The organism is Sphingobacterium athyrii, from assembly GCF_003071065.1.
Classification (GTDB): Bacteria; Bacteroidota; Bacteroidia; order Sphingobacteriales; family Sphingobacteriaceae; genus Sphingobacterium; species Sphingobacterium athyrii.
In genome coordinates this window covers 816749-835647 of sequence record NZ_QCXX01000001.1, presented here as the reverse complement: position 1 = coordinate 835647, position 18899 = coordinate 816749, and the positions used below count along the sequence as shown (strand labels likewise).

Annotated in this window: 20 protein-coding genes; 17 read left to right on the top strand and 3 right to left on the bottom strand. The window is 41.7% G+C overall.

The window, feature by feature from the left end; all coding sequences use genetic code 11:
• Positions 1–83 precede the first annotated feature (83 nt).
• A complete protein-coding gene (locus tag DCO56_RS03865; protein ID WP_108632403.1) occupies positions 84–1031 on the bottom strand; it encodes an alpha/beta fold hydrolase in 948 nt (315 codons plus the stop codon).
• Between the two features lie 301 nt (positions 1032–1332).
• Between DCO56_RS03865 and DCO56_RS03860 the strand changes: the two genes are divergently transcribed.
• The 8 genes from DCO56_RS03860 (at position 1333) to DCO56_RS03825 (ending at position 8938) form a co-directional block, all read left to right on the top strand.
• Positions 1333–2844, top strand: a complete 1512-nt coding sequence (locus DCO56_RS03860) for an ankyrin repeat domain-containing protein (protein ID WP_108632402.1) — start codon at positions 1333–1335, stop codon at positions 2842–2844.
• 4 nt (positions 2845–2848) lie between these two features.
• Positions 2849–3334 carry a DUF2271 domain-containing protein gene (locus DCO56_RS03855; RefSeq protein WP_108632401.1) on the top strand — a complete coding sequence of 162 codons (486 nt, stop codon included), beginning with the start codon at positions 2849–2851 and terminating at the stop codon, positions 3332–3334.
• A gap of 6 nt (positions 3335–3340) precedes the next feature.
• Positions 3341–5539 carry a PepSY domain-containing protein gene (locus tag DCO56_RS03850; RefSeq protein ID WP_108632400.1) on the top strand — a complete coding sequence of 733 codons (2199 nt, stop codon included), beginning with the start codon at positions 3341–3343 and terminating at the stop codon, positions 5537–5539.
• A gap of 177 nt (positions 5540–5716) precedes the next feature.
• A complete protein-coding gene (locus tag DCO56_RS03845) occupies positions 5717–6703 on the top strand; it encodes an FAD:protein FMN transferase (RefSeq protein ID WP_206531908.1) in 987 nt (328 codons plus the stop codon).
• Between the two features lie 222 nt (positions 6704–6925).
• Positions 6926–7483 (top strand): RNA polymerase sigma factor, encoded by a 558-nt coding sequence (locus DCO56_RS03840; protein WP_219929298.1) that lies wholly within the window; start codon positions 6926–6928, stop codon positions 7481–7483.
• A 10-nt stretch (positions 7484–7493) separates the two neighbouring features.
• Complete coding sequence (locus DCO56_RS03835) at positions 7494–7832, top strand: hypothetical protein (protein WP_108632398.1); 339 nt, start codon at positions 7494–7496, stop codon at positions 7830–7832.
• 254 nt (positions 7833–8086) lie between these two features.
• Positions 8087–8380 carry a hypothetical protein gene (locus tag DCO56_RS03830; protein ID WP_108632397.1) on the top strand — a complete coding sequence of 98 codons (294 nt, stop codon included), beginning with the start codon at positions 8087–8089 and terminating at the stop codon, positions 8378–8380.
• Positions 8381–8485: 105 nt separating this feature from the next.
• Positions 8486–8938, top strand: coding sequence for an Hsp20/alpha crystallin family protein (locus tag DCO56_RS03825; protein ID WP_108632396.1), 453 nt, complete (start codon positions 8486–8488; stop codon positions 8936–8938).
• Positions 8939–9003: 65 nt separating this feature from the next.
• Here the strand turns inward: DCO56_RS03825 and DCO56_RS03820 are convergent, their stop codons facing one another.
• Complete coding sequence (locus tag DCO56_RS03820) at positions 9004–9585, bottom strand: DUF4126 domain-containing protein (RefSeq protein WP_108632395.1); 582 nt, start codon at positions 9583–9585, stop codon at positions 9004–9006.
• Between the two features lie 266 nt (positions 9586–9851).
• On the opposite strand from DCO56_RS03820, the gene katG reads away from it, so the two are divergent.
• Together katG and DCO56_RS03810 are read left to right on the top strand one after the other, a co-directional pair.
• On the top strand, positions 9852–12131 hold the full coding sequence (katG, locus tag DCO56_RS03815; protein ID WP_108632928.1) for a catalase/peroxidase HPI: 2280 nt from the start codon (positions 9852–9854) through the stop codon (positions 12129–12131).
• Positions 12132–12396: 265 nt separating this feature from the next.
• On the top strand, positions 12397–12954 hold the full coding sequence (locus DCO56_RS03810; protein ID WP_108632394.1) for a hypothetical protein: 558 nt from the start codon (positions 12397–12399) through the stop codon (positions 12952–12954).
• A gap of 15 nt (positions 12955–12969) precedes the next feature.
• On the opposite strand, the gene DCO56_RS03805 is transcribed toward DCO56_RS03810, so the two are convergent.
• Positions 12970–13710: a YqjF family protein gene (locus DCO56_RS03805; protein ID WP_219929297.1), complete on the bottom strand. Its 741-nt coding sequence runs from the start codon at positions 13708–13710 to the stop codon at positions 12970–12972.
• A gap of 204 nt (positions 13711–13914) precedes the next feature.
• On the opposite strand from DCO56_RS03805, the gene DCO56_RS03800 reads away from it, so the two are divergent.
• The 7 genes from DCO56_RS03800 (at position 13915) to DCO56_RS03770 (ending at position 18881) form a co-directional block, all read left to right on the top strand.
• Entirely contained in the window at positions 13915–14313 is a 399-nt protein-coding gene (locus DCO56_RS03800; RefSeq protein WP_108632393.1) for a hypothetical protein, read from the top strand.
• 91 nt (positions 14314–14404) lie between these two features.
• Positions 14405–14749, top strand: coding sequence for a hydrogenase maturation nickel metallochaperone HypA/HybF (locus tag DCO56_RS03795; protein ID WP_108632392.1), 345 nt, complete (start codon positions 14405–14407; stop codon positions 14747–14749).
• A 13-nt stretch (positions 14750–14762) separates the two neighbouring features.
• Entirely contained in the window at positions 14763–15491 is a 729-nt protein-coding gene (hypB, locus tag DCO56_RS03790; RefSeq protein WP_108632391.1) for a hydrogenase nickel incorporation protein HypB, read from the top strand.
• Between the two features lie 82 nt (positions 15492–15573).
• Complete coding sequence (locus DCO56_RS03785; protein ID WP_108632390.1) at positions 15574–16053, top strand: urease accessory protein UreE; 480 nt, start codon at positions 15574–15576, stop codon at positions 16051–16053.
• Complete coding sequence (locus DCO56_RS03780; protein ID WP_108632389.1) at positions 16043–17044, top strand: ABC transporter substrate-binding protein; 1002 nt, start codon at positions 16043–16045, stop codon at positions 17042–17044. Before DCO56_RS03785 ends, DCO56_RS03780 begins: the two co-directional genes overlap by 11 nt.
• The gene (locus DCO56_RS03775) at positions 17041–18057 is read left to right on the top strand and encodes a FecCD family ABC transporter permease (RefSeq protein WP_108632388.1); all 1017 of its coding nucleotides are present in this window, start codon (positions 17041–17043) and stop codon (positions 18055–18057) included. Before DCO56_RS03780 ends, DCO56_RS03775 begins: the two co-directional genes overlap by 4 nt.
• Positions 18054–18881, top strand: coding sequence for an ABC transporter ATP-binding protein (locus tag DCO56_RS03770; protein WP_108632387.1), 828 nt, complete (start codon positions 18054–18056; stop codon positions 18879–18881). The genes DCO56_RS03775 and DCO56_RS03770 overlap by 4 nt, the downstream gene beginning before the upstream one ends.
• Positions 18882–18899: the final 18 nt, after the last annotated feature.

Genomic DNA, 18899 nt, shown 5'->3' with positions numbered 1-18899 from the left:
TACTACTGCTAAGGGCTATTTTATCTCTACTAGATGAGATGCTAGAGTCACAGCAATTGTTTAGCCCAACTACTTGGCTACAATTAGCTTAGATGCTGCTCTAGCCATTGATCAATGAATTGAAAGACATCTTCCCTGCAGTCTTCGTTGAGTATTTCGTGACGCATGCCTTTATATAGTTTTAAAGTAATATCGGCCTGACCCTGCGTACGCAATTGGGCGACAGTATCTTCCACTCCCTTCCCGAAATCACCAATAGGGTCATCTTGTCCGCTAATAAACAATAGGGGTAAACCCTTTGGGATGCGTTTTGTCAGCTCTTTGTCTGTCGCTCGTAGCGATAGACTCAATACCGTATAAAAACCATTGTTGGTAAACAAACCACCGCATAGTGGATCTTCAATAAAAGCCATGCGATTCGCTTTGTTGACACTTAGCCAATTGCTATTGTTTTGGTTGGGTTCATTCTTAAATCCGGAATTATTACGCCTGTCAAATATACCGTTGATTAATTTACTGCGTTTTTTGGGGGCAAGGGAATTCAGTACAGCCAATAGCGTACGAAAAGCTGTGGATCCCTTTTGTCTTCCGCCCGTCCCCACGATTATGGCCCCTTTAAAACGATCTCCCGCTTGTTGTAAGGCACATCGGGTCACAAAAGATCCCATGGAATGGCCCAAGATAAAATGCGGTTGATTGGGGTAGCTTTGCTGTAATACAGTACTCATTGTTAACGCGTCCTGCACAAGTTGTTCCGCTGGATCAGATTGTTGAAAATACCCCAACCCTTCCGCATTCACGGCCGTTTTCCCATGCCCCAACTGATCATAAAGGAGTACAGCAAAACCACGGTTAGCCAGATGATCGGTAAGCATTTGATAGCGCCCACTATGTTCCTGCATGCCATGAACAATCAATATTGTTCCTAGTACCTTTTGGTTCTCAGGTTTAAATATAGTATAGAAGAGTTTATGGGCTGGTTTACCTTCAAAAGAACGTATTGAAAAAAGATTGGACGATACCATATTCATGATGTTGCTTCCTTAGTGTTAGCGTAAACTAAGACAATTTTGTTGGATTTGCAAGTGGAGTTTATCGTTTGGATAAAAAAGCAAAGTGACGCATACCAAGCAAATTTCGCCCGTATTAATTTTTTAGTATCAGAATATTTTTTAGATTTGCAGTAATTTAGAATTAATTTAAATAAGATATTAGTTCTTCGGTTTAATATTTAAATCCAGCTGAGGTTGGCAAGAGCCATACGATATTCACAAAAAGGTAGGGGATAGCGATTGTTCATGATGACTTCATTATTAATAAAAATACGTTCTAATGAAAAAGACACTTTTAGCAGCTTTACTTTTAGCGGCATCTTATGCCCAGGCACAGACAAATTCATTGATGAATGGTGAGTTTTGGAAAGGTAAACCTACTTTGGCTACCGTTAAGGAAGAGATTACAAAAGGAAATAGTCCTTCACAACCAAATGCGGCATCTTTCGATCCTGTAACGATGGCAATCCTAAATGGAGCCCCGACTGATGTTGTCAAATTCATGATCGAACAAGAAGGAAATAGTGTCACTAAGAAAACACACCATAGCCGGAGTTATCTGCATTGGGCGGCTTCAAGTGGTAATGCTGAATTGGTGGACTATCTCATTGCAAAAGGTTCCGATGTGAACTATCAGGATAGCCATGGCTACCCGATCGTAGCCTATGCAGCGTCGACAGGAAATACCAATACCGCTGTTTATGAGGCTTTATTTAAAGCTGGAGTAGATCCTAAACAAAAATATGAAGGTGGAGCTACGTTAATGATGTTGGCGGCTTCTGCTGATAAAGATCTTGCATTGACAGATTACTTTATCAAGAAGGGGCTTTCTATACAAGACAAAGATGAGTACGGGCGTACCGTAACAGATTATGCGGCAAAATTGGGTAACATGGCCTTGGTCGAAAAGTTTATTGCCCGTGGTGTAAAACCGACAAACAATGCATTATTTTTTGCTACTCAAGGATCAAGACAGGTTTCAAATGGCTTGGACACGTATACCTATTTGGTAGAGAAACTAAAATTGGATCCTAAAGCCATTAATAAAGACGGTGCGACTTTATTGCATGCCTTGGTGCGTCGCCCGGATATGGCGGTGATCAATTACTTTTTAGAAAAAGGGGTTGATGTTGCAAAAGCAGATAACGAGGGCAATACAGCCCTTATGGTTGCGGCAAATGGCAAGGACGCAAAATTAGTGGAACTGCTACTCTCCAAAGCGAAAAATGTGAATGCGGTGAATGAGAAAGGTGAATCCGCATTGACCAAGGCAGTGGGTAATGGTACAGCTGAGGTCGCAGCACTCTTAATTAAAAACGGTGCTGATACCAAATTGTTGGATAAAGACGGTAATAACTTAGCCGTTTACTGGTTTAATTCTTTTAAGGAAGCCCCACAAGATGGACGTCCGCAACAAGGAGCGCAATCCAATAGCTCGTACATAGATGATTTTAAAGAAAAATTAGCTGTGCTTAAAGCTGGTGGATTGGATGTTGTCGCACCCCAGAAAAATGGTAGTACACTTTATCATCTTGCTGTCGCTAAGGAAAGCACAAACCTCATTCAGAAAGCAAGCGAATTGGGGGTAGATATCAATGCACAGGATAAAGACGGAACCACCGCACTACATAAAGCTGCTTTGATTGCGAAAGACGATTCATTATTGAAGAGATTGGTCGCTTTAGGAGCAAATAAAGAACTGAAAACCGAATTTGATGAAACCGCATACGATTTGGCTAAAGAAAATGACTTTTTGTCAAAAGGAAATGTACAGTTGGACTTTTTAAAATAATAAGATGAATACTATAATTAAAATCGCGCTAATCACACTTTTGTTTTCTGCAGTTTCTGTCAGCACATTTGCCCAAACGGGTAAGTATAAATGTATGATCCAAATGAACGCCTATCAAGGAGAAGGAGCTTATGTCGTTATTTCACTCATAAACCCGAAGGGAGCATACGAAAAAACACTTGCTGTATTGGGGCCAGATAAACAATGGTATAATACATTGAAAGAGTGGTATAAATTTCAGGCTAAAACCAAAGAAAAACTGAGCGCAGTGACCGGTGCTTCTGTTGGTGGCGGTGACCGTGCGATGCGTACTTTGGAAATTGATGAGTCTAAATTCAACAAAGGGTATAAACTTCGCTTTGAATCCGCTGTCGAAGAGCAAAAATATCATACTTCAGATGTAGAGATCCCATTAACAAAAGAGGCTATTACTGAAAAAGCAAATGGTAAGGGATACATTAAGCTTGTCAAATTAAATAAAGTACAATAAGAAAAAATGTTGGTATCTGTCTGGAGGTATGCACATTTAGCCTTAGCTCTTGTTTCTTCTGTTTTTTTACTATTATTATCGGTCACGGGAGTAATTTTGGCTATTGACGCCGTCAATGAAAAAATGCCACCCTATCGAATAGAAAATATAGGTTCTTTGGATCTTTCGCAGACCATTACCGGTCTGCGAAAGGTTTATCCTGAAATTATTGAAATTTCGGTCGACCACAATCAATTTGTGAGCATTGACGCCATAGATGCTGAGGGAAATACTGTAAAAGGGTATATTGACCCGCAAACCGGCAAATATCTGGGTGCACAAAAGAACAAAACACAGTTTGTTCAATGGACTACAGCACTGCATCGTTCCTTATTCTTAAAGGTAACAGGCCGAATCATTATCGGCATCGCTTCTTTTCTACTATTTTTGATTACTATCTCAGGTTTGGTGTTGATTATCAAACGTCAACAGGGCGTTCGACATTTCTTTGCTAAGATCAATCGGGATTTCTTCGCACAGTATTTTCATGTTGTTTCAGGGCGGTTGTTTCTGATACCCATTTTAATTTTGGCTTTGACAGGGACCTATTTATTTATGGTCCGAATCGAACTGTTAAAGAAGACAAATCAAACGGTTGAATATCCGGTGAAGGAAAATGAGACCGAGGAGCTGGCGATAGCAGATTTTTCGATCTTTAAAAAAACGAAACTTAACGATGTCGTGAAGGTGGAGTTCCCTTTTATGGAAGGAGATCCTGACGAATATTATGTCCTCAAACTGAAAGACCGGGAGTTGACAGTAAATCAATTGAATGGTGCCGTACATAAAGAAGTCAAGTATCCCTTTACTGCACTTGCAGAACAATTTTCGCTCGATCTTCACACCGGTAAAACCAATATGATATGGGCCATCATTTTGGGGCTTGCATCACTGAATATTGTGTTTTTTATTTATACGGGTTTTGTCATTACCTTCAAACGTACGCGAACAAAGATTAAGAATAAGTATAAGGCAGCTGACGCCGAAATTGTTATTCTGGTAGGTACTGAAAATGGGAGTACTTTGTTTTTTGCCAATCAGATTCACAAACAGCTATTGGCTGATGGTAAAAAATCACTTTTGCTCGGGATGAACCACTATCAGTATTTTCCAAAAGCAAAACATCTTTTGCTGTTTACGTCCACCTACGGTCTAGGAACAGCGCCTTCCAATGCGACTCAGTTTGAGAAAAAGCTATTGGCCTATCCACAGCAGCAGTCGATTAATTTCTCTGTTCTCGGTTTTGGATCGAAAGCGTACCCTGATTTTTGTGCCTATGCGTATGCGATAGACAAGTTGCTCAGTCAGCAAGTATGGGCCTCCCGACTGATAGACCTACATACGGTCAATGACAAAAGTGTTGATGAACTGATTTCATGGGTACATCATTGGAGTGAACAAAGCAATATTGCCTTAGCTTCTGCTCCAGCGATATACAGCTCCAAAGTGGTTGGATTGAAGAAATTTAAAGTGATTGCCCGATCAACTGTTTCGGAGAGCAACAGTACCTTTACACTTTTATTAAAGCCACTTGGAAAAATGAAAGTACAGTCCGGAGATTTGTTGGCCATCTATCCAGCACAGGATCAACGGGAACGTTTCTATTCCATTGGATGCAAGGATGGAATGGTTCAATTGGTCGTCAAGCTATTTCCTGATGGCTTTGGTTCGGGTTTTCTATACCAACTAAAAGCTGATCAGGTTCTGGAAGCGCGTGTCATGGCCAATCCAAGTTTTCATTTTCCCAAGACAGCACCTGCTGTGGCGTTGATTGCAAATGGAACCGGTATTGCACCGTTTTTGGGTATGATTGCGGAAAATCAGCATAAAATACCCGTCAAACTCTATGCAGGCTTCCGCAAGAACAATGAGATCACAGCACAATATCTGGAATTTACCGACGTACAAAAAAAACTGGGACAGCTGAACGATGTACAGCTGGCTTTTTCACGGGAACAGCAGGGGCAGTATGTGATGGATCTGATCCGTCAGGACGGTAAGTACTTTATCGAATTGCTCGAACAGCAGGGCTGTATCCTATTGTGTGGTTCACTTCGTATGCAACAGGATGTCGAAGCAACTTTAAACGAGATACTGCTGGTAAGTACAGGCAAATCGATCAACATCTACAAAGAAAATGGTCAGGTCCTGACAGATTGTTACTAGATTCGGGTATGGAACAAATTATATGGTGTGTAATCGCATGAGGATAAGCTGCAGAATCGCCTGTAACCGTTATGTTGTTGGACACTTGGAAGAGCATAGTCGTTATTTGGTTTTGATTTTGAACTTTGCCTGAAAAGGTTCACAATCTTATATTTTTATTTGTTATAACAATTTGTAATGGATTATTATAAGCAGTATCTACTGATTTCAGTATTTTGGTTGATAGCCGCCGTTAACGGTTTTTCACAGGTATTGCTCAAAAAACAGGTGACCCTTATGGGCTCTGTTTTTGAGATCACCCTAGTTGATCAGGATAGCGTAAAGGCCAACCAGCATATTGTCGAAGTCATCGCAGAGATTGAACGTATCGAAAACCTGATTTCGGAGTGGCGTCCATATACGCAGATTTCGGAGGTCAACCGCAATGCCGGGATTAAACCTGTTAAAGTTGATCGGGAAGTATTTGACCTGACTAAAAGGGCAATTCAATACAGCTGGAATTCACAAGGAGCCTTTGATATTAGCATTGTCGCTTTAGATAAAATATGGAAGTTTGATGGCAGCATGGATACAATGCCTTCTGAGGATGCGATCAGAAATTCGGTTGCCAAAGTTGGCTATAAACATATTGTTTTGGATAGTGCTGCTTCGACTATTTTCTTGGCACTTCCGGGCATGAAGATTGGCTTTGGCTCGATCGGGAAGGGCTATGCCGCCGATCGGGGACGGGAGATCATGAAAGCCCGTGGAATCACTGCCGGAATCGTCAATGCTTCCGGGGATCTATCTACCTGGGGTAGCCAACCAAATGGTGAGCCCTGGAAGATTGGGGTGAACAACCCCTTCAAATCGCATCAGATGGTCCAGGTTCTTCGTCTAAATGAAATGGCAGTCGCTACCTCAGGCAGCTATGAAAAATATGCCGAAATCAATGGAAAACGTTATTCCCATATTATTAATCCCATCAGCGGATACCCAGCTACGGGACTGACTTCGGTGACAATCTATGGCCCGTCGGCAGAAATAGCCAATGCGCTGAGCACTTCCATTATGGTACTTGGTGAAAAAGAAGGAAAAAAATTAATCCAAAATTTTCCAAATTATCGTTTTATCTTTATTACAGACAAAGGAAAGGTTGTCCGGGATAAGCGGAAGCATGAGTAAATGAGTTCATGAACACCGCTAAAAAACAAATTGTGAATGAATAATCACAGAGAGAGTGAATAACCGAGCGAAGCTAGTTTATGAATGCCGCTTAAAACATCCACTCGATTAATAAATCTGATAGCTGCATCACAGAAAAAAAAATATACAGATGCAAATAATTTAGAGTAAAAGCGTTGTTGGTTCGTCTATGTGGCTATGGACATTGCATACCAAAATCATATGGCAGAAAAAAACTCCAGATCATTTACAGACATCGTCAAGACTTATGGGAGTCAATTGCTGCGTTTTGTAAAAGGAAAGGTCAAAAAAACGGAAGATGCCGAGGATATCTTGCAGGAGGTCTGGTATCAATTCAGTCGTTTGACCAATATAGACGAACTGGAAAATGCTGGGGCATGGTTGTACGCTGTAACGCGAAACAAGATTACAGATAGTTATCGAAAGAAGAAAGATGAGTCACTTGATGATTTAGTGGGGGATGGAGAGGAAGTGGATACGGCCTTTCCGATACGTCAGTTTCTGCTGGCCGATGATTCGAACAACCCGGAGCTCAAATTATTCAAAGATATTTTCTGGGATGAATTGATGAAAGCGCTGGAAGAATTGCCAGAAAAGCAACGTCGGGTTTTTATGCTCAATGAAATTGAAGATAAAACATTGCAGGAGATTGCCGAGATGGAGAATGAAAATCTAAAAACGATAATAAGCAGAAAGGGTTATGCTGTAAAACATCTGCGTTTACGTTTGCGGAACTTATACGAAGAATTAAAATTTTAACAATATAGCTATGAATAGAAGAATGAGAAGACAGGGAAAAGGCAAATTTGCTTTTGTATTTGTTGCCATTATCATTGGAGTTTTCTTGCTGGTAGCCTTATTACAATATTTGTGGAATACATTGATGTGTGATATTTTCAATTTGAAAGCTATTAGTTATTGGCAGGCATTTGGTCTGTTTGTGCTATCACGTATTCTATTTGGACGTGGATTTGGTAAGCCGGGAAGGGGCGGGTTCCGTAAAAATTTCCCCCCTGATATGGGCCTCCATGGAGATCTTTCAGAAGAGGAAAGGGAGCGCTTGCGGGAGGAATGGAAACGTCGTTTCAATGGACGATGTGGATTCTGAAAAAAAAATAGAATTTTTTAAAGTAAAAACCTGGTACAGGCGTCTTCTTCTATAAAGGCGCCTTTTTTTATGCCAAAAGCTGAAGAAACACTTTAAAGGTAATGGCAGAACGCGATGATCTGTTACTAACGATATAAAGCAATGATACAGGTTGAGAAATTGACAACGTAAGAAGTATATCGGATAACGAATAGGATTACCAAGAAGTGGATTGACAGATTTCGGGTTTAAAGAACAATTAAATTAAAGAAAAAATGAAAAATAAAATTCGATTTATATTACCCCGCTTGATTGCATTGACGGTAATAGTGGGTTTAGCCAGCTTGATTATGGGAGCGATCTTTAAGCTGTTGTTGGTTGCAACGATTTTATTCGGAATAGGAAGCTTTGCAATGGCCAAAATGCGTAGGAGAGAAATGCGTTCATTTAAAATGGACAAGGCTCCGATCCACCCCGGAATGTACAGTGCGTCGAGGACGAATAGTGTAATCGTTCCTTTATACAAACAACAACGGAATAAGAATGCGACAATCGTCCCGGTGTATTAATCAGGACCTGGTAGAAAACCAAATAACATAAATAGCGGCAATAGCGAAGTCCTTTGGGCTGCTCATTACTCAATACACAATATTCATTACTAAAAAAATAAAGACATGTTTAAAAGAGATCATTATTCCAGCGGATATTCAAATCAAAATAGATTTTGCGGTCAGCATTTCAAAGACCGTTTTGAAAAATTTCAACAGCATTTTTTTGAAGGCGAAGCAGGGCAGCGCGGAGAAGGACAGCAATTTGTTCCTGTGAATATTTCCGAAAATTCCGAGTTCTACGAAGTGCAGGTGTTTGCCGCCGGCCGAAAGAAAGAGCAATTTCAGGTCAGTATAAATGAAGGGATCTTAACGATTTCTTGTACAGAAAATGCCAACGATGCGGTAGCTTATATCTATAAAGAGCATTTGGGCACTGCGTTTGAACGTGAATTTCAATTAAATGAACAGGTGCTTACAGATAATGTACATGCCAGTTTTGAAGATGGTGTACTAACAGTCATTCTCCCTAAGGATCTTGACAAGGTGAAAAGACCACAAGAAGTCATTATTGACTAAATAATCGGCAACAAGTAGCTAAACAGCAACTCCAAAAGAGGTCGATGCGGGCGCATTGACCTCTTTTATGTTTTTTTGAGTTTTTTTTGTAGCTGTTTTTTTCCAAATTTTCCGAAGAAATAAAATAGTGCTAGAACGACCAAAATAGCCATAAAAGGAACGAATATGGCCAGAATGGTCAAGACGGAGGAACCAATGGTCTCCATGGTCGAAATAATAAAATTGCCAAGACCCGCGGTACCGATGGAAGATGCGGCTCTAGTACCAGCCAGTACTGTACTAATTGTTGCAGCAGTTCCCCCGCCAGCAATAATGGCCGTTGACCAGCGGAAAAACGGAGAAATATCGGTAAACTGGACCGCAAATAGTAATGTTCCCGCAATCGTTGCCAAGGGAATAGAAATTGTGTCCAGGATATTGTCCACACCTGGGATGTAGTAAGCAGCAATTTCAACAATCATTGCTATACTTGTCGTAATCAGGACCAAATTAGAACCCGCCCAAGCCCATTCATTGCCCACCTGAAACAATTCGAGACGACAGCCTAAACTTAATAAAAATAGTGGCATAAAAATTCGGAAGCCGGTTGCTGCGGCCAGACTTATACCGATAAATGCACTGATTAGGTATGTGGATAACTCCCCCATGACAAATGAATATTAGTTCTTTCTATTCATAGAATAAAAAAAGAGTGTTTTTTGTTTTTTAATTGTTGCGAACGATGGAGGTAAATATTACATCAAGGTAGTTGTACTGGGGATTGTTTATAGTGTGTAGTCCTATTTATAGATTTTGATTATATTATATCGAATCATTCGATGAGCTCGGGATCGCATATATGTTTAATTTTATGAAAGTAAAAGTCAAACAATTTGATCATTTAGGATATTATATAATTAAACTTTCTTTTAATATGGACAACAACGAAAAAGACATTAGCAAATGCCCATTTCACAATGGAACGATGCGCAACGCCGTTGCGGGAGGGGGAACTCAGAATCAAGATTGGTGGCCAAATAGACTTCGTGTTGATCTCTTGAGACAGCATGCGACAAAATCAAATCCTATGGACGAAGGCTATGATTATGCTGAAGCTTTCAAACAGTTGGATCTGGAGGCCGTTAAAAGAGATTTACATGCATTAATGACAGATTCACAGGATTGGTGGCCAGCAGATTTTGGACATTATGGTCCCTTATTTATTCGGATGGCCTGGCATAGTGCAGGAACCTATCGTGTAAGTGATGGCCGCGGCGGTGCAGGATCCGGACAGCAGCGCTTTGCTCCTTTAAATAGTTGGCCGGACAATGTTAGCTTGGATAAGGCCCGTCGACTGTTGTGGCCGATCAAACAAAAATATGGTAAGCATATTTCGTGGGCAGATTTATTGATCTTAACGGGAAATGTTGCGTTGGAATCAATGGGATTTAAAACCTTTGGCTTTTCAGGAGGTCGTGTGGATGCTTTTGAACCGGAACAGGATGTGTACTGGGGATCTGAAAAGACCTGGTTAGGTGGTGATGTCCGTTATGCGCATGGCTCTGAAGGTGTGGTTGAGTCGCATGGTGTTTTATCAGCGGACGACGATGCAGATGGCAAACAACATTCCCGCAATCTTGAGAAACCTTTGGCAGCGGTACAGATGGGGCTGATTTATGTCAATCCGGAAGGGCCGGATGGAAATCCAGACCCAATTGCAGCTGCAAAGGATATCAGAGATACTTTCGGGCGTATGGCAATGAATGATGAGGAAACTGTTGCCCTAATTGCCGGAGGGCATACTTTTGGGAAGACGCATGGTGCCGGACCTGCAGACAATGTCGGCAAGGAACCAGAGGCTGCTGGTATCGAACAACAGGGGCTCGGATGGAAAAGCAGCTATGGTACCGGAGTAGGTACTGATGCGATTACCAGTGGCCTGGAAGTGATCTGGACCCAAAAACCCACAGAATGGACAAACCTCTTTTTTAAAAACCTTTTTGAAAATGAATGGGAGCTTACAAAAAGTCCTGCAGGCGCTCATCAATGGGTAGCCAAGGGAGTGGAAGCTAATGTTCCTGATCCTTTTGATCCGAATCAAAAACGTAGGCCGACGATGTTGACAACGGATTTGTCTTTGCGCTTTGATCCCGTTTACGAAAAGATTTCCCGTAAATTCTATGAAGATCAGGATGCTTTTGCGGATGCTTTCTCGCGTGCATGGTTTAAATTAACGCACCGTGATTTAGGCCCACGAGAACGTTATTTGGGGGCGGAAGTGCCGAGTGAAGAATTGCTATGGCAAGACCCTATTCCTGCCGTAGACCATGTCTTGGTTGACGCAAATGATATTGAGGATTTAAAAGCAGCTATTTTGGCGTCAGGTCTTAGCACAGCGGAGCTCGTGACCACAGCATGGGCTTCGGCATCTACATTCCGCGGTTCGGATATGCGCGGTGGCGCAAATGGAGCTCGAATTCGTTTGGCGCCACAACGATACTGGCAGGTTAATAACCCGACGCAATTGCAAAAGGTACTTACAGTGCTGGAGCAGGTCCAACAGGATTTTAATGGTAAACAACAAGGAGGGAAAAAAGTATCGTTGGCTGATTTAATTGTTCTTGCCGGTGTGGCAGCGATCGAACAGGCAGCCAGAGCTGGCGGCCATGACCTCAAAGTTCCGTTTAATCCTGGACGCATGGATGCTTCCCAAGAGCAGACTGATGTAGAATCGATGGGTTATCTAGAGCCTATTGCTGACGGATTTAGAAACTATCGAAAGGGTGCCTACACGGTTTCGACAGAGTCATTATTGATTGATAAAGCGCAATTACTGACCTTATCCGTTCCAGAATTAACCGTTTTAATCGGTGGAATGCGTGTATTGCAGGCTAATTTTGATGGTTCTCAAACAGGTGTTATGACCGAGCGCCCCGGACAGTTGACCAATGATTTTTTTGTGAATCTATTGGATATGGGAACAGCCTGGACAGCCGTTTCGCAGGATAGGGAACTCTTTGAAGGAACAGACCGTAAAACGGGCGCAAAGAAATGGATTGCTGGACGCGCGGACCTGGTATTTGGTTCTAACGCTGAATTAAGAGCTGTTGCTGAAATCTATGGTAGTGCTGATGCGAAAGAAAAATTCGCTAAGGATTTTGTCGCTGCCTGGAATAAAGTGATGGAGTTGGATCGTTTTGATTTACACAGATAACTGGACGAAGCACTGCTTGCTAATGTAATCTCAAAGCACAGTAGCGACGCCTGACAAGCGATTAATAATATGAAGGCCTGTACATGATCAGTCGTACAGGCCTTTTTTGCGTTGTATACAAAATTAAAGGATAATAGTAGGGGTAAAATTCCGCCAAAATTCAGGAGGCACGAAAAACTTTTTGGCGGAATTTTACCCTATTTTTTTATTGAATTTCAATTTGTTTTTTGCTAAAAACTTGATCTATCGTCTTTAATCCCATAGTTTGTTACTCAGATTTCTCTGTCCTAGATTTCGGGTAAAAACAAATTCCCCTCGGGGGACGGAAGATTCCCTTAAGGAAAAAACAAATTCCCCTCCGGGGACGGAAGATTCCCTTAAGGAAAAAACAAATTCCCCTCGGGGAACGGAAGATTCCCTTAAGGAAAAGACAAATTCCCCTCGGGGGACGGAAGATTCCCTTAAGGAAAAGACAAATTCCCCTCCGGGGACGGAAGATTCCCTTAAGGAAAAGACAAATTCCCCTCGGGGGACAGAAGATTCCCTTAAGGAAAAGACAAATTCCCCTCGGGGGACGGAAGATTCCCCTAAGGAAAAAACAAATTCCCCTCGGGGGACGGAAGATTCCCTTAAGGAAAAAACAAATTCCCCTCGGGGGACGGAAGATTCCCTTAAGAAAAAAACAAATCACCCCCGGAGGACGGAAGATTCCCTTAAGGAAAAAACAAATTCTCCTCGGAGGGCGGAAGATTCTCCCAAGGGAAAGTATAGTTTTCTCCTGGGGTTTTGCATTTTGGCAGATGAATTTGCCGAGAAAACGTGAATGTAGGTATTATTGTTATGGTTGGTGGGGCTTGATCGTTACAGCGTCCCAGGCCAGTACTTGTACGCCAGGGGAGTAGTGTATAAGTCCAATATTTTCATTATGGAGATGAATACCTCCTGTTTTATAGTCCAACTGACATTCTTGCAATTGCACTGAAAACAACGGCCACTCCAAATGATGGATGTCGAAACAATATATTCCATCGGGTTTGTCCAGGTAAAGGCAATAGCGTTCGGTAAGCCAGGTATCAAGGCTGGATTTTATTTTAATCTTATCGGTCACGGCAAAGATCGTTTTTAACCTAAAGCCCCTTTCTTGGTTAAGATTATGATACCCTTGCGTATCCCGCAACATAGTGGACTTTTCGTAAGGCAGACCGGATAACTTTTTTGCGACCAATGCGGATAAGTATTTGCTTGCTTCAATATTGATAAAATAAACACCCTTTTTACCATCCTGATCGATATAGGTACGTAAATTGATCTCATAAAAATCCGAAATGGGTGGGAATGCAGGCAAATTTCTGGGACGGATATTTTTCATTTTGAAAGCAACCAAAGATACATAACATAGACTTTCGTGCTGATCGATTTGCAATTCGGCAGGAACTAATGGCCGGAGTAGCTCATAATCGACTTGAAAATGTAAAAAAAGTAAATCAAGCCATTCCTGATAGTAACGCCAGGGGCTAGTTGGTATAGGCCAGGGACGATGGTTATAATCGCTTAAAACTGTTTTAATTTTTTGTGCCAAAATCGTCAATTTATGCCTCTAAGATCATTTTAATCTCGCTTTAACCAAATTTTAATTTAATATATGAAGAATTATGGAATTTTCTTTGGACTTTTCCTATTTTGTGAAATAAAATTCAAGATTTGTGCTACTTTTTGTTGTTTGATCGGTAGTAACTTTGTGTTGTTTTCAAAGGGAAACTTGTTACTTTGTTAGTTTACAGCTATGTGGAAGCACTTTATTTTTCTAATTACAGTTCTGTTTGTTTCATTTAAAAGTTTAAATGCAAACAGTGTTGTACTGAAAAGTGATAGTTCTCACCATAACATTTCTTCCCTAAAAACTGAATCGAATAAGGATAACTTTCTACCCTCGACCCCTCAAAAAATAGACAATCCAGATTTAGATCCTTTATATCCATCGCTGCAATCTATCGCAGAACTGGATGTTGAGAATAATCAGGATTGGTTAACGGATCGCTGGGTGGCTATGGTCGATTTACTATGGCATGAATTACTGCCTTCGACGCTGCAAAACGACTACCGTTATCTACATGTTTTGGATATTGAACCGATTCCCATCGCACGGTTCCTGCTTTTTGAGCAAATAAAAATCCCATTTTAACAATTTTGGGCTTTCGGTTTTGACGGAAGCTGAACGAAAAAGTAGTAATTTCTTTTCTAAATTTATTTTATTGATTTCTTAAAATATACCCATGCACGAGCTAAGTATAGTAAAGGATATCTTCGATACCCTGACCTCGCATTACGAGAGTAGGGTGGATGATATCCAGAAAATTCAGGTGACAGCAGGACTATTGTCCAATGTGCAGCCTGTGCTGATCCAAAATGCTTTTGACGCTTTTATCACTGAAAACACCCATTACCGGAATATGGAAATGGAGGTTGTGGTAAATGATATCATTGCCTATTGTGAACACTGCCAGAAGAATTTTCCTGTTCATTTTCACCGATTTGTCTGCGATTGTGGGCAGCCTTCGAGTACAATTGTTCAAGGAGATGAACTCTATATTTCCAAAGTAATTTTTAAACACGATTAAAAAATCAATTATCATGTCAGACAATACTCAAAATCCTAAGAGCTTAGGTAACCGCGTCGGTTCGGTTCAATGTGAAAATACAACCCTACATTTATTAAAAGCAAATGATTTTGTCGCCAAAAGTATCCGCGAAAGACTGAAAGATGTATGTGTGGTTAATGTATGTTCTTCTCCGGGTTCTGGTAAAACAACCTTGATGCAAGAGACTGGAAAGCGTCTTTCCAAAGATCTAAACATTGCCGTGTTAGTGGGAGACCCTGAAACGGAACGTGATGCCATCCGCATGCGTGATGTTGGCATCAATGCTTTGCAGATTGTTACCGGCGGTATGTGCCATATCGAGGCGCAAATGATTTTGCAGGCACTCGATCACATCGATATCGAAGGCATCGATTTGTTATTTATCGAAAATGTCGGAAACTTACTTTGCCCTTCGGCTTTTGATTTAGGGGAAGACTATCGGGTCACCTTATTGGCGACAACCGAAGGTGATGATAAGCCCAAAAAATACCCACGTATGTTTCTGACCAGTGAATTAATGCTTGTTTCAAAAGCAGACTTGTTACCGTATGTACCTTTCTCCGTAGAAGCCGTGACAAAAGATGCACGTGAAGTGAATCCAAACCTGGAAGTGATCACGATCAGTACCTTGAATGGAGATGGCCTAGATAACTGGTGTGACTGGTTGAAAGAGAAAGTCCAACTGAAAAAAGAACAACAGAAAGTAGCTGCGGCGAAATAGTAAATGCGCGAAAGTGATTAACACTCAGATAGCACGATAGTTGATCACAGCGCAAAGCACGAATGACATACCCAATATAACAATGAATAGATTGCCTGTAACGATAGATACCATTATGCCCCAGTATCAAACCATCACTGATCAGGTAGATCGGGTATACATCGAATGGTTTGAAATTAATAAACGCCGTTTGACCAGAAATACCTTGTCTGGCAATACGATCCTGATGGAACTGGAGCGGGGACAGGAGTGGCATCATGGAGATGCGCTGTATCACAATGGGGAACTGCAGGCAATCGTTACGGTCAAACCGACTCTGGCGATCAGGTTTAACCCCTCGGATTTTGTCCAGCTGGCAGATTTCGGTTATTTTGTCGGTAATCGACATCTACCGATATTCCAGGTCGGTCAGCTCAAATCTCTCCGTTTGCCCTACGATGGTCGACTCTATGAACAAATTGCGGCGAAATATGGTGCGTCTGTCCAATTGGAAGAAGCGATATTGCTGTCTGAAAATCGGATTCACCAACAGCTAAAGAACAGGAGAAACAATGAAAATTAGTATCTATACATTGCTATTGTCCCTGGTTTTGTTGGTCTGTTTACAAGGCTGCCAAAACCAACAGTCCAAAGCAAATAAAAATGGAGTGAAGGCCCTAGATAGCCGCGGCAAGGAAATTACGTTAGCGCAACCTGCAAAACGTGTTGTTGTCCTGTATCCCTCCCTTGTGGATGAGGTGTATATGCTACAGGCCAGTGACCGGCTGGTCGGTATTCCAGAACAAGTCTATCAAATGGAAGATACCTATGCTTTTTTATCGAAATTAGACCCACGTATCGTTCAGAAAAGTATCGCTACACCAACATTTGGAGGCCAGGCCAACAATGTGGAAAGCATCGTAAGCCTGAATCCCGATCTTGTCCTGACATTTAATACCGATCAGGATAATATTGCGCAACTCGAAAATTTGGGTATTCCCGTCTTCACTTTTTCATCGAAAGATGAAACCAGTATCTTTAACGAATTAATCGGAATGGGAACGCTTTTGGACAAGAAAGCACGGGCTGAGGAAATTGTCAAATTTGTCAGGGATGAGGTTGAAAAAATGGCAACTCCGTTAGATCAGCCGCAAAAGAAAGTGTATTACGCCTGGTCAAAAGGACGGGTACTTTCGACCTCGGGGAAGGGTAGCCTCATCGATATGGCTATTCGTCTATCGGGGGCGGCAAATGCCTGTCCCTTGGAAATGGAAGCACCAAATGTAGGGGCTGAAACGATCTACAAGTGGAATCCCGATCTCATGATTCTATGGAATTCCAAAAGTTCTGATGTTTACAATTTGAAAGAATTAGCCGCACTGCCTGCCGTAAAAAATAAACAGGTATTTGTGATGTCACCGTCCTTTCCTTTTGATCCACATACAGTGAAATTTATGCTCTTTGCCAAACAGGTGCGGCATTGGTGTTTCCCGAGTTATACCAAGGAACAACTCGATCAGGATATGACAATGGCTTTTGACAAATTATACGGTAAAGCGGGGCTTCTGCAATGATACTTCAATTAAAAAAGCTTTTATTGTTGGTGATATTGCCATTAGTGCTGCTCCTGCTTTCATTATTGATCGGCTCAAGTCAGCATATTGGTTTTATTGAACTCTGCCAACGTATAGGGTTGGAATTAGGGCTTTATAAAGGAAATGATACGACGGTATTGATGGGCAGCATGGATACCATTTTGTGGCAAGTACGTTTGCCACGGATTTTATTGACCTTTATGGTCGGTGCCGCTCTTGCCTCATCTGGAGGGACCTTACAAGCTATTTTTCGAAACCCTATAGTAGACCCATTTACGTTGGGAATATCTTCCGGTGCTGCTTTCGGTGCCGCCTTAGCCATGCTGTTTCCACTTTTGTCCGTCAATGTTTCGGCATTTCTTTTTGGTGTCTGTGCTGTGGCCTTGACTTACTTTGTATCCAATGCCGGTTTAAAAACATCCATCATTGGGATGGTTTTGGCAGGAATGGTTATTTCAGGGGTATTTACAGCGATGCTTACCCTATTACAATATATCAGTGATCCTTATAAATTGCAGGCTATTGTGCAGTGGACGATGGGAAATCTCCATACCGCCTCCTGGTCAAAAGTGCAGAACGCCTTTTTACCGATAGTGATCGGATTGATCATATTGATCTTATTGCGTTGGAAATTGAATTTGTTAGCATTGGGAGATCAGGAAGCAATTGCTGTGGGGGTGAATCCAAAACTCTTGAAATTGGTAATGATCGGGGTTGCGACCATGATCACCGCATCAGCTGTTGCTGCGGTAGGCGTGATCAGCTTATTTGGACTCATTGTTCCACATATCAGCCGCATGATTTTTGGCCCCAACAATAATATTGTCGTATGGGCGAATATCAGTATCGGTGGGACATTCCTGTTATTGATTGACGATTTTTCCCGTGCAGTCATGCCTTTCGAAATTCCGATAGGGGTATTTACAATGATTATTGGCGCTCCACTCTTTATCTACCTGATGCGCCGGAACGAAATTAACTGGAACTCATGAGCAAATCCATCCATATCAAAAACCTATCTTTTGCCTATGGTAAGGATACTATTTTGCGGGACGTCAATGTGTCCTTCCCAGAAGGAAAGCTTTCGGTTATTCTGGGCCGGAACGGTAGCGGTAAGTCGACCTTGTTCAATGTTATTGCCGGATTGGAGAAACACTATCAGGGATTGGTATTAATCGGTAAAACGGAACGTAGAAACTGGAAGGTTGGTAAATCAAATGCGCTTAAACTGGGTTTCTTAAACCAGTTTCATCAGACAACTTTCCCTTTTAAGGTGGCAGATGTTATTTTAACAGGGCGTGCATCGTTCTCCCGATTTTCGCCGCACCGCGAAGATTTTGAGGCTGTAGATGCAATCCTGGAGAAATTTAATCTCGCACATTTAAAACATAAATCTTATACCTCTCTTTCGGGAGGGGAGCGGCAGCTGGTCTTGCTTTGTCGGGTATTGGTGCAACAGCCTGATCTGTTGCTTTTGGATGAACCGACAAACCATCTTGACCTGAACTATCAGGTTGCCGTTTTGCAGACCGCTAAAGAACTGGTCAAGGAGGGAACAACGGTGCTCTGTGTTATGCACGACCCCAATATGGCCTATCTTTTTGGCGACCACTTTTATTTGATGCAGGACAATACACTGGTGGATCTACAAGGAATGGACAGGGAGCAGGTTCGGAAAGTATTGGAACAGACCTATGAGTTGCCATTGATCAGTTTGGAAAACCAAGGGAAATGGATGTTTGCACCCATGCTTTATACACATGACTGGGCTTCGCTAAAATCCCTTGAACTGGATGGAATACATAATAAGCTCTAACCTATTGTAAGCAATCGG